The organism is Streptomyces sp. NBC_00691, assembly GCF_036226665.1.
Lineage (GTDB): Bacteria > Actinomycetota > Actinomycetes > Streptomycetales > Streptomycetaceae > Streptomyces.
Window position 1 is genome coordinate 4506946 of sequence record NZ_CP109007.1, and the last position, 11080, is coordinate 4518025.

At 70.8% G+C, this 11080-nt stretch carries 12 protein-coding genes; 10 read left to right on the plus strand and 2 right to left on the minus strand.

The window, feature by feature from the left end; all coding sequences use genetic code 11:
* Nucleotides 1-84: 84 nt before the first annotated feature.
* Nucleotides 85-822, minus strand: coding sequence for a hypothetical protein (locus OG392_RS20400; RefSeq protein ID WP_329281431.1), 738 nt, complete (start codon nucleotides 820-822; stop codon nucleotides 85-87).
* Nucleotides 823-924: 102 nt separating this feature from the next.
* On the minus strand, nucleotides 925-1626 hold the full coding sequence (locus OG392_RS20405; RefSeq protein ID WP_329281433.1) for an HD domain-containing protein: 702 nt from the start codon (nucleotides 1624-1626) through the stop codon (nucleotides 925-927).
* Between the two features lie 187 nt (nucleotides 1627-1813).
* On the opposite strand from OG392_RS20405, the gene OG392_RS20410 reads away from it, so the two are divergent.
* From OG392_RS20410 to metK, 10 genes are all read left to right on the plus strand, one after another.
* Entirely contained in the window at nucleotides 1814-3250 is a 1437-nt protein-coding gene (locus OG392_RS20410; RefSeq protein WP_329281435.1) for an MFS transporter, read from the plus strand.
* A 97-nt stretch (nucleotides 3251-3347) separates the two neighbouring features.
* Nucleotides 3348-4565: a trans-sulfuration enzyme family protein gene (locus OG392_RS20415; RefSeq protein ID WP_329281437.1), complete on the plus strand. Its 1218-nt coding sequence runs from the start codon at nucleotides 3348-3350 to the stop codon at nucleotides 4563-4565.
* Nucleotides 4566-4665: 100 nt separating this feature from the next.
* Nucleotides 4666-5205, plus strand: coding sequence for a MaoC family dehydratase (locus OG392_RS20420; RefSeq protein ID WP_329281441.1), 540 nt, complete (start codon nucleotides 4666-4668; stop codon nucleotides 5203-5205).
* Nucleotides 5206-5316: 111 nt separating this feature from the next.
* Complete coding sequence (locus OG392_RS20425; RefSeq protein WP_329281444.1) at nucleotides 5317-6165, plus strand: class I SAM-dependent methyltransferase; 849 nt, start codon at nucleotides 5317-5319, stop codon at nucleotides 6163-6165.
* A complete protein-coding gene (locus tag OG392_RS20430) occupies nucleotides 6162-7205 on the plus strand; it encodes a class I SAM-dependent methyltransferase (RefSeq protein ID WP_329281446.1) in 1044 nt (347 codons plus the stop codon). Before OG392_RS20425 ends, OG392_RS20430 begins: the two co-directional genes overlap by 4 nt.
* A 97-nt stretch (nucleotides 7206-7302) precedes the next feature.
* The gene (locus OG392_RS20435) at nucleotides 7303-8196 is read left to right on the plus strand and encodes a diiron oxygenase (RefSeq protein WP_329281448.1); all 894 of its coding nucleotides are present in this window, start codon (nucleotides 7303-7305) and stop codon (nucleotides 8194-8196) included.
* Nucleotides 8197-8238: 42 nt separating this feature from the next.
* Nucleotides 8239-9138, plus strand: a complete 900-nt coding sequence (locus OG392_RS20440) for a hypothetical protein (protein ID WP_329281450.1) — start codon at nucleotides 8239-8241, stop codon at nucleotides 9136-9138.
* A gap of 1 nt (nucleotide 9139) precedes the next feature.
* Nucleotides 9140-9577 (plus strand): holo-ACP synthase, encoded by a 438-nt coding sequence (gene acpS, locus OG392_RS20445; protein WP_051820623.1) that lies wholly within the window; start codon nucleotides 9140-9142, stop codon nucleotides 9575-9577.
* Nucleotides 9578-9596: 19 nt separating this feature from the next.
* On the plus strand, nucleotides 9597-9848 hold the full coding sequence (locus OG392_RS20450) for an acyl carrier protein (RefSeq protein WP_328943334.1): 252 nt from the start codon (nucleotides 9597-9599) through the stop codon (nucleotides 9846-9848).
* A complete protein-coding gene (gene metK, locus OG392_RS20455; RefSeq protein ID WP_329281453.1) occupies nucleotides 9845-11080 on the plus strand; it encodes a methionine adenosyltransferase in 1236 nt (411 codons plus the stop codon). The genes OG392_RS20450 and metK overlap by 4 nt, the downstream gene beginning before the upstream one ends.

Below are 11080 nucleotides of genomic sequence, written 5' to 3' on the forward strand. Positions count from 1 at the left end.
GACCGGGTAATTCCCGGCCGGGCGTTTCTGTTCGGTGGGGATGCTCGGTGTGCACGGGGGTCTTCGTGTACACGGGCGCGGGGCTCAGCCCAGCTGGGCCACCTGGGCCTTGACGATGCCCTCCGGCATTGCGCTGTTCTTCGGGGTCAGCATGTTCACGCCGTAGAAGACCGCGACCGCACCGTCCTTCCGGACCACGGTGTAGGTCATGGTGACGTTCTGCTTGCCGACGACATTGGTGATGCGGTAGCCGAGGGACTCGTCGCCCGTGGTGGGGGCTTTCACCGTCTCGACCGACGTGTAGGTCAGGCCGAGGGTCTTGAAGCCGCCGGGGCATTCCTTGACGGAGGTCCGCAGGTCCGCCATGACCTTCTCCGCGTTCTTCACCGAGTGGGAGGCCAGCCACATCGAGCCGACGGTGGCGTTCTTCGCCTCGGCGGGTTCGAGCGAGCGGTGTTCCACAGCGACCGCGGGGACCTGGGTGAAGCCGCCGGCCAGGCTCGCGAGCGGCTGGCACTCGGCCTTGTCGGCCTTCATGCTGCGGCCGGCCTCGACGTCGGCCTCGGCGACCTTCTTGATCTCGAAGCCGTTGCTCGTGCCGGAGAGTGTCGCCTTCTCCAGGGTCCGCGGGGCCATGGCGCCGATGCGCTCGGCCTCTGCGGCCGCCTTGTCATCGGCGCTCGGGGCGCCGGGGGTGCTCTTCGCGCTCGCGCTCGCCTTTGCCTTCCCGTCGCCTGAATCCGCCGATTCCCCGCTGCACGCGGATATCGCGAGGAGGGCCGGCAGCGCGGCGGCGATCGGAAGGGCCCTTCGCAGTTTCATGTGCTTTCCTGGCATCTCTCGCGGGTGAAGACAAACGAAAATGATCTTACCGGCGGCAGAAGTCGTTCCTCGTCACATTTTGGCGTCGGCTCGTGAGCGCGCTCACCCCGTACCGGACATGTCCGTCAATTCAGCGAGTTCGCGTTCCAGGTTCTCCCGCGCCCTCTCCTCCCACACCGCCGCCCCATAAGGCGTACGGAAAAGGCGGGGCAGTCCGAGGAGTTGGCGGAGGACCGTCGCGCGGCCCGTGCGGAAGGCGTCTTCGGGGACGAAGCCGTACTCCTCGCGGACCGCGGCCGCATACCCCGCGTAGGTATCGGGGTCGGTCGCCAGGATCGCGAGGTCCGCGTCGCAGAGGGTCTCGCCGTTCAGGTCCCCGGGGGCCGGGTCGTGAGTGACCGTCAGGCGGACCAGGCGGGCGACCTCGGCGACCTCGTGCGGGGTGAGTCCGGCCTCGGTGAGTGCCTTCTCGGCGAGGACGGCCGAGCGTTCCTCGTTCTCGGAGCGGTCGGGCCGGTAGACCGCGTCGTGGAACCAGGCGGCGAGCCGTACGAGCTCCAACTCCCCTCCCTCGCCGCCCTGGTCGGCCAGTTCGTCGATGCGGGTGAGGACCGCCCGGAGGTGGTCGACCGTGTGGTAGCGGCGCTGCGGCTCGGCCCAGCGGGTCAGCAGGTTGCGGCCGTACGGGGTGGGGTCGGGGCCCTCGCGGCCGGCGCGGGCGGCGCGCAGGGTGGCGTTCCAGCGCTGGAGGAGCGCGGGGTCCGGGGCTGCGGTGTGGTCGTGCTGCTCTTCCTCGGCGGTCATGGGGGCATTCTGCCCGGCGGGCGGGCCGGAAGGCTCGCTTCACCCGCGTCCCCGGTAGCGCTTTCATCTCACCCTTACATACCCCCCATGGGTATGCTACGGTGCTGCGCACAGGTACCCCCTAGGGGTATGCCCCGAGTCCCGGTCGGGATCGCTCGGGGGCCGCTGCGAGTGAAGGGTCAGGGCAATGTCAACCGTCAATCCCCGGCGCTGGTGGGCACTTGTCGTGCTCGCCGCCGCACAGTTCATGGTCATCATGGACACGTCGATCATCGGGGTCGCGCTCCCCGAGATGCAGAAGGACCTGGGCTTCTCGCAGAGCGAGCTCCAGTGGATCTTCAACGCCTACGTGATCGTCTTCGGCGGCCTCCTGCTCCTCGGCGGACGCCTCTCCGACCTCGTCGGAGCCCGCAAGATCTTCGTCGCCGGCTGGGCCGTCATGATCGCCGGTTCGGTCCTGGCCGCCGCCGCCCAGACCGCCTGGGTCGAGATCGCGGGCCGCGCCGTCCAGGGTGTCGGCGGTGCGCTCATCGCGCCCTCCGCCATGACCCTGCTGATGATCCTCTTCATGCACGACCCGAAGGAGCTCGGCAAGGCGATGGCGCTCTACGGTGCCGCCGCCCCGGCCGGAGGCACCGCGGGCGTCTTCCTCGGCGGCGTCTTCACCGAGTGGATGAGCTGGCAGTGGGTCTTCATCATCTACATCCCGATCGGCCTCGCGACCCTCGCCGCCACCAGGCTCCTTCCGAACGTCGAGTCCCGCCGCGGCTCCGTCGACATCCTCGGCGCCGTCGCCGTCACCGCCGGTCTCGCGCTCGCCGTCTTCGCCGTCGTCCGCGCCCCCGAGGTCGGCTGGGGCTCCACCGGGACGATCCTCCAGCTGGTCGGTGCCGCCGCCCTCCTGGTTCTCTTCTTCGTGATCCAGAAGAGCATCAGCGAGCCGCTCATGCCGCTCAGTGTCTGGCGGGTCCCGCGCCTCGGCTCCGCCAACCTGGCCATGACGCTGCTCGGCGCCGCCTGGATCCCGATGTGGTACTTCCTCAACCTGTACCTCCAGCAGGTGCTGGGCTTCGGTGCCTTCGAGTCCGGTGCCGCCCTGCTCCCGATGACCGTGCTCCTCATGATCTTCATGACGGCCATCACGGCCCGGCTCATGATGAAGGTCGGCGCCAAGCCGCTCATCGCCGGAGGTCTGCTGGTCCTCGCGGCCGGTCTGGTCTGGCTCGCCGCCGTCCCGCCCACCGGCTCCTTCCTCGTCGACGTCCTCCCGGCCTCGCTGGTCGCCGCGCTCGGCATGTCCCTCGCCTACATCCCGACGATGATGACCGCCATGTCCGGCGCTCCGCAGGAGCAGGCCGGTCTCGCCTCCGGCATCGTCAACACCACCTACAACGTCGGCTCCGCGCTCGGTCTCGCCGCGCTGACCGCCGTCGCCATGTCCCAGGGCGCCGACCAGCTCGGCAACCTGCCGAAGCTGACGGACGGCTTCTCGTCCGCCTTCATCGGCGCCGCGATCATCGCCGCCGTCGGCGGTGTGATCACCCTCCTCGTCATGAAGAGCGACAAGGCGGTCGCGGCCGAGGCCGCCGCCCCCGCGCCGCAGGGCGAGAAGGTCTCCGCCTGATCCCCGCCCCGAAGGGGCCGCCCGATGTCCGCCCCCGGACGTCGGGCGGCCCCTTTCCGTATCCCGTCTCCCGTACAGCATCCGGAAAGGGACTTCCGTGGAACTCAGCACCCGCGCCGTCCATGTCGTCAACGAGCCGCTCCCGTCGGGCAGTCGGCCGCTCTCCGTGCCCCTCGTGCAGTCCTCCGCCTTCGCCTTCGAGTCCGCCGCCGACCTCGCCGACGCCATGGCGGGACCCGACGGGGCGTACGTCTACAGCCGCCGCGGCAACCCGACCGTACGGGCCCTGGAGCAGACCCTCGCCGGCCTCGAGGGCGGCGCCGGGGCCCTCGCCTTCGCCTCGGGCATGGGCGCCCTCAGCGGGGTCCTGCTCGCCCTGCTGCGGCCCGGTGACCGGGTGGTGGCCCAGCGCTGCCTGTACGGCGGGACCCATGCCGTCCTCGCCGACCTGGCCGAGCGGTACGGGATCGAGGTCGTGCGGATATCCGGCGAGGATCCGGCCGAGTTCGAGGCCGCCGCTGTGCACCCCGCCACCCGGCTGCTCGTCCTGGAGACCATCGCCAACCCCACGGGCCAGGTCCCCGACCTTCCGGGGCTGCTCTCCGTCGCCCGCGCGCTCGGGGTGACCGGCGTCGTCGACAACTCGCTCGCCTCGCCCGTGCTGTGCCGCCCCCTGGAGCACGGCGCCGACATCGTGGTGCACTCCACCACCAAGTACCTCTCCGGGCACTCGGACGTCCTCGGGGGCGCCGCCGTCTTCGCCGACGACGGGCTGCGCCGCCGGATCTGGCCCCGCACGGTCGAACTCGGCGCCTGCGCGGACCCGTTCGCCGCCTGGCTGACCCTGCGCGGGATCCCCACCCTGCCGCTGCGGATGCGCGAGCACTGCGCCGGCGCCGCCGCCCTCGCCGAGCGGCTCGCCGCCCACCCCGGCGTCACGGCCGTCCACTACCCAGGGCTGCCCGGCCACCCCTCGTACGAACGCGCCCGGAAGGTTCTCTCCGCGGGCGGGGGGCTGCTCGCCTTCGAGCTCGCGGGGGGCCGGGAGGCCGGCCGGGCCTTCATCGAGCGGGTGCGGGTGGCCCGGCTCGCGCTCTCCCTCGGCGGCGTGGAGACCCTCGTGACCCATCCGGCGTCCACGTCCCACCGGGAGCTCGACGCGGCCGCCCTGGAGGCCGCGGGGATAGCCCCGGGGCTCGTACGGATGTCGGTCGGCATCGAGGACGTCGAGGACCTGTGGGCCGACATCGAGCAGGCCCTCGGCCGGACGGCCGGCCGGAGCGACACTCCGGCGCCCGAACAACCCCTCGGATAGCACCTCTTGAGGGCTTCTTTTGGGTTGACAAAATAAATGACTGATTCGTAGATTGGTGGGTGCCAGGGAAAGACCACTCCTAGGTCAAGGGGGGCGCACGATGCGCTACTTCGAGGACTTCCGGCCCGGCGACGTCCATGAGCTGGGCGCCGTCACCGTCACGGCGGAGGAGGTGCTGGAGTTCGGCAGGCGCTTCGATCCGCAGCCCTTCCACACGGACCCCGAGCGCGCGGAGCAGTCGCAGTTCCGCGGACTGATCGCGAGCGGATTCCACACCCAGGCGATGTTCATGCGCCGCTACGTCGACGGACTGCTCGCCTACAGCGCCTGTATGGGCTCGCCCGGCATCGACGAGGTCCGCTACCTGCGGCCCGTCCGCCCGGGCGACGTCCTCGCCGCGCGCGTCGAGATCCTCGGCTCCACCCCGTCGCCGTTCAATCCCGCCACCGGCACCGTCAAGCCGCGGTGCACCCTGGTGGCCTCCGACGGGACGGCCGTGTTCAGCATGATCCTGCACAGCATCTTCCGCCGGCGCCCCGCCGACTCCGAGGCCGACCATCTGTCGTCGATGCCCGCGGCCGAGGACCCCGTCGCCTGTGCGCGACCGGCCAAGACCTGTGTCCCGGTCATGAGCGCCTGACGAACCGTCCTTCGTCGGGCGCCTGAACACGGCCGTCCGTACCACCGGTCCGTCCGTACGCACGGACCGCCCGAAGCCCCGTACATCCACCGAAGTGAAGGGGGACCTCCTGTGGAGGCCGTATCCCGCACCGCCCAGTGGACCGCCGCCGCGCGCGCCCTGGAGACCGAGCGCGAGGACCGGCTGTTCGCCGATCCCTACGCGCGCACCGTCGCCGACCAGATCGGCTTCGAACTGCTCGAGCGCTACGCGGGCGGCGGCACCGTGCCGTTCCTCGCCATCCGCACCACCTACCTCGACCGCGCCATCGTGCGGGCCGTGGAGGAGCGGGGCATCCGCCAGGTCGTCTTCCTCGCCGCCGGCATGGACACCCGTTTCTTCCGGCTGCCCTGGCCCGACGGCGTCACCGTCTACGAGCTCGACCGCCCGGCCCTCCTGGAGGCCAAGGCCGAGATGCTCGCGAAGGAGCCGAAGCCGGCCGGCCGTGACCGGATCACCGTCCCCGTGGACCTCACCCAGGACTGGACCGGCCCCCTCAAGGAGGCGGGCTGGAAGAGCGAGGAGCCCGTCCTGTGGGTGGTGGAAGGACTGCTGTTCTTCCTGCCGGAGCAGGCCGTACGGACCCTCATATCGACGCTCTCCGCGCACGCCGCCCCCGGCTCCGTGCTGCTCGGCGACGTCATCTCCAAGGCCGCCCTGGAGAACCCGCTCGCCCGCGGCTTCATGAAGGCCCTGGACGAGGACGGCAACCCCTGGCTCTTCGGGACCGAGGAGCCCGAGGCGCTGCTCGCCGACTGCGGCTGGGACGTACGCGAGGTCAGGCAGCCCGGTGAGGACGGCGCCGACTTCGGGCGCTGGCCCTACCCGGTGCCGGCCCGCTCGGTCCCTCGCGTCCCCCGGTCCTTCCTGTTCACCTGCGACCTGCCGGGCGCGAACGGCTACGAGGAGGCGGCCGCGTGAGCGCCCACGACTTCCACCAGAGGGTCATCACCGACGCGGGCGCGGCCGTCCGCGGCCTGACCGTCTCCCTCGGCCAGCGCCTCGGTCTCTACCAGGCCCTCGCCGAGCGGGGCCCGCTCACCTCCGCCGCACTCGCCGAGGCGACCGGCACGAACGAGCGGTACATCGAGGAGTGGCTGCACGCCCAGCTCTCGGCCGGGTACGTCGAGCGGCACCCCAGCTCCCTCACGTACACGCTGCCCGCCGACCACGTCGAGGTGCTCGCGGACCCGAAGGCCGTCACGTACGCCGCCGGGTTCTTCACCGCCCTCAAGGCGCTGTACGCCACCGAGGACCTGCTCGTGGAGGCGTACCGCACCGGTGACGGGGTCGGCTGGGCCGAGCACGACGCGGCCCTCGACACCGGCATGGGCTCCTTCTTCCAGCCGACGTACGAGCACAAGCTCGTCGCCGACTGGCTGCCCGCCCTCCACCAGGTCACCGACAAGCTCGCCGGCGGCGGCACCGTCGCCGACGTGGGCTGCGGCGTCGGCCACACCACGCTGCTCATCGCGAAGGCCTTCCCGAACGCCACCGTGCACGGCTTCGACTACTCGGAGGAGGCCATCTCGATCGCACGGGAGCTCGCCGAGGAGGCGGGGCTCTCCGAGCGGGTCGTCTTCGAGGTGGCGTCGGCCGACGACTACCCGGGCTCCGGCTACGACCTGGTCTGCTTCTTCAACGCCCTGCACGACATGGGCGACCCGGTCGCCGCCGCCCAGCACGTCCACAAGTCCCTCGACGCGGAGGGGACCTGGATGCTCGTCGAGTCGAACGTGTCCCCGCAGGACATCGACGCGCAGACGCCCGCCGCCCGCATGTTCATGGCCCTGTCCGCCGTCATGTGCCTGCCCGTCGCGGTCGCCCAGCGCGGCCCGCACGCGCTCGGCAACCACTCCGGCGAGAAGGCCTTCCGGGCCATCGCGCAGGAGGCCGGCTTCACCCGCTGGCGGCGTGCCACCGAGACCCCGGTGAACGCGGTCTACGAAGTCCGGCCCTGAGGGCCCCAGGCCCCGCACCCCTTGAGCCTGAGGGCGAGTGAGCCCGGCTCAAGGCCCCCGGAGGCGAACCGAGCCCCGAACGAAGAGGAGCACCATCATGGGCGCCACCGCCCCCCTGCCCGTCACCGACCGGTTCATGGAGGTCCTGGAGCGGCTCAGCGAGCGCTCCGTCGAGGACTACTACAACCCGTACCAGACCTTCCAGTGGCCCGAGACGCTGGAGGAGAACCGCTTCTGGATGACCCCGGAGCTGCTCACCGTCTACGGCACCGAGCACTACGACGCCCTCGACGAGGAGACGCTTCAGCGCCTGTCGAAGTGGGAGTCCGTCAACTTCTACAGCCTCAACGTGCACGGCATCCGCGAGCTCCTCATCGAGGTCGTCGGCCGCATCCACATGCCCGGCTTCGAAGTGCCCTCGGACTTCTTCCACCACTTCATCGGTGAGGAGAACGAACACATGTGGTTCTTCTCCGAGTTCTGCCGCCGCTACGGCCACAAGATCTACGGCTCCACCGCCATGCGCGCCGACGCCGCCTGGGAGCCCGAGGTCGAGAACTTCCTCGTCTTCACCCGCATCCTCTTCTTCGAGGAGCTCGTCGACCACTACAACGCCCGGATGGCGAAGGACGCCTCGCTCTGCCACACCATCCGCGAGGTCAACCGCATCCACCACCAGGACGAGTCCCGCCACATCGCCTTCGGGCGCGAGCTGGTCTCCCTGCTCTACGGCCGGATGTGCCAGGCCGTGAGCGCCGAGCGGGTCCGCGAGGTCGAGGCGTACCTCAAGCGGTACGTCGTCTACAGCGTCAACTCCCTCTACAACCCCCACGTGTACCGCGACGCCGGCATCCCCGACCCGCTGGCCCTGCGCAACGCTCTGGTCGCCGACGCGAACCGCCGCCCCCACGAGCGCAAGGCGATCCGCAAGCCGCTCGCCTTCTTCCTGAAGACCGGGATCTTCTCCGACGACACCCTGCCCGTCGTCTGAGCGGCCGGGGCCCGGACCTCCCACCCGAGAGGTGAAGAGATCATGACCGTGACGACCCCCGCGCACGCCGGGGAGAACGTGGGCTCGACGAGGGGTCTCCCCTCGCTCGGGCCGGAGGGGACCCGCCTGCTGCGGCTCCTCGACGACACCTTCGAGAGCTGGGGTGTGACCGCGGGCGCCCGCCCGATGACCATGCCCCCGCTCCTGCCGGCCGCCGACCTGGCGAAGCTGGACTACTACGACAACTTCCCGCACCAGGCCGTCCTCGCCGCCCCGCTCGACCTGGAGGGTCGCCTCGGCGCCCCCTTCGACGGCGAGCGCGGCGAGTGGCCCACGGCCGCCCTCGAACCGGCCGGCCTCGGACTGCCCTCGGCGTCCTGCTACGCCGTCTACCTCGACCACCAGGGCACCGCGGTCGCCGACGACACCCTCGTCACGATCTGCTCCTGGTGCTTCCGCAAGGAGACCCACTACGAGGGCATGCGGCGCCAACTCGGCTTCCGCATGAGGGAGATCGTCGCCATCGGTGCGCGCGAGCACGCCGAGACGCACCTCGCCGACTTCACCACCCGCATCCAGTCCTTCGCCGCGGCGCTCGATCTGCCGCTGCGCAGGGAGGCCGCCTGCGACCCGTTCTTCGACAAGGGCGGCTCGAAGGCCGTCCTCCAGCGGCTCACCCCGGTGAAGTACGAGTTCCTGTACGAGGACCTGGCGATCGCCTCGGTCAACACCCACCGGAACTTCTTCGGCGACCGCTGCGACATCACCCTGGAGTCGACCGGCGGACCGGCCTTCACCAGCTGTGTCGCCTTCGGCCTCGAACGCTGGTTGTCCGCCCTGACCCGCCGCCACGGCGACTGGCAGGCGGCGACCGAGGCGGTGCTCGACGCGAACGCCCGCATGCGGGCCGGTGCGAGTGGCGCGGCCGGGCCGGTGATCTGACGTGCCGGCCCGTCCCGCCGCCCCGCCGGCGGGCGGCCTGGGGTGGGCGAACCTCGGCATGGACATCGTGTCCGTCAACCGTGTCCGCAGGCTCCTCGCCCAGTACGGGGAGCGGTTCTTCGAGCGGATGCTCACCCCCGGCGAGCTCGCCGACTGCCGTACCTCCTCCGGGCTCGACGTACTGAGCCTGTGCGGGCGGATCGCGGCCAAGGAAGCGGCCTTCAAGACCTTACGGGTCAGGGGCAGGTTCCTGCCCTGGCCGGACATCGTGGTGCGGCGTTCCGAGGGCGGCTGGCCGCTCGTGGAACTCCACCGGGCGGCCGCCGAGATGGCCGCCGAGTCCGGCATCACCGAGATCACCGTGTCCATCAGCCACGACGTGGACTACGCGGTGGCGGTGGCCGCACCGATCATCGCGCCCGCCACACCCATCCATTAGCAGCTAAAGGAGAGCAACCATGGCCGACGGCCTGCAGACGGTGAAGAACTGGATCCTCGAGCGTCACCCCGAGCGCGACGACATCGCGGCCGACCTCGACCTGATCGAGAACCGGCTCATCGACTCGCTGTCCTTCGTCGAGTTCGTCTTCCTCCTGGAGCAGGAGAGCGGCACCGCCATCCAGATGGAGACCCTCGAGGTCGAGTCCATCCGCACCCTCGGTGCCATCGAGCAGCACTTCTTCAAGACCCCGGTGGAGGCCCAGGCATGAGCCGCCGCCTCTTCACCTCCGAGTCGGTGACCGAGGGACACCCCGACAAGATCGCCGACCGGATCAGCGACACCATCCTCGACGCGCTGCTCACCGAGGACCCGTCCTCGCGGGTCGCGGTGGAGACCCTGATCACCACGGGTCTCGTGCACATCGCCGGCGAGGTCACCACGACGGCGTACGCGCCGATAGCGAAGCTGGTCCGCGAGGCCGTCCTCGACATCGGCTACGACTCCTCCGCGAAGGGCTTCGACGGCGCCTCCTGCGGCGTCTCGGTGTCCATCGGCGCCCAGTCGCCGGACATCGCGCAGGGCGTGGACACGGCGTACGAGTCCCGGGTCGAGGGACGCTCCCGGACGGGAGAGGACGCCGAGCTCGACGCGCAGGGCGCCGGGGACCAGGGCCTGATGTTCGGCTACGCCTGCGACGACACGGCCGAGCTGATGCCGCTGCCGATCGCGCTCGCCCACCGGCTCTCCCGCCGCCTCACCGAGGTCCGCAAGAACGGCACCGTGCCGTACCTGCGCCCGGACGGGAAGACCCAGGTCACCATCGAGTACGACGGGGACCGCCCGGTCCGCCTGGACACGGTCGTCGTCTCCTCGCAGCACGCCGCCGACATCTCCGTCGAGGGCCTGCTCACCCCCGACGTGCGCGAGTACGTCGTCGAGCACGTCCTCAAGGAGCTGGTCGAGGAGGGCGTCAGCCTGGAGTCCGACGGCTACCGGCTCCTGGTCAACCCCACCGGGCGCTTCGAGGTCGGCGGCCCCATGGGCGACGCCGGACTCACCGGCCGGAAGATCATCATCGACACGTACGGCGGCATGGCCCGGCACGGCGGCGGCGCCTTCTCCGGCAAGGACCCGTCGAAGGTCGACCGGTCGGCGGCGTACGCGATGCGCTGGGTCGCCAAGAACGTCGTCGCGGCCGGCCTCGCCCGCCGCTGCGAGGTCCAGGTGGCGTACGCCATCGGCAAGGCCGAACCGGTCGGTCTCTTCGTCGAGACCTTCGGCACGGGCACCCTGCCGGACGAGCGGATCCAGGAGGCCGTCAGCGCGGTCTTCGACCTGCGGCCCGCGGCGATCATCCGCGATCTGGACCTCAAGCGGCCGATCTACGCGAAGACGGCCGCGTACGGCCACTTCGGCCGCGAGCTGCCCGAGTTCACCTGGGAGCGCACGGACCGCGTGGAGGCCCTGCAGAAGGCGGCTCATCCGGGACAGGAGGGCTGA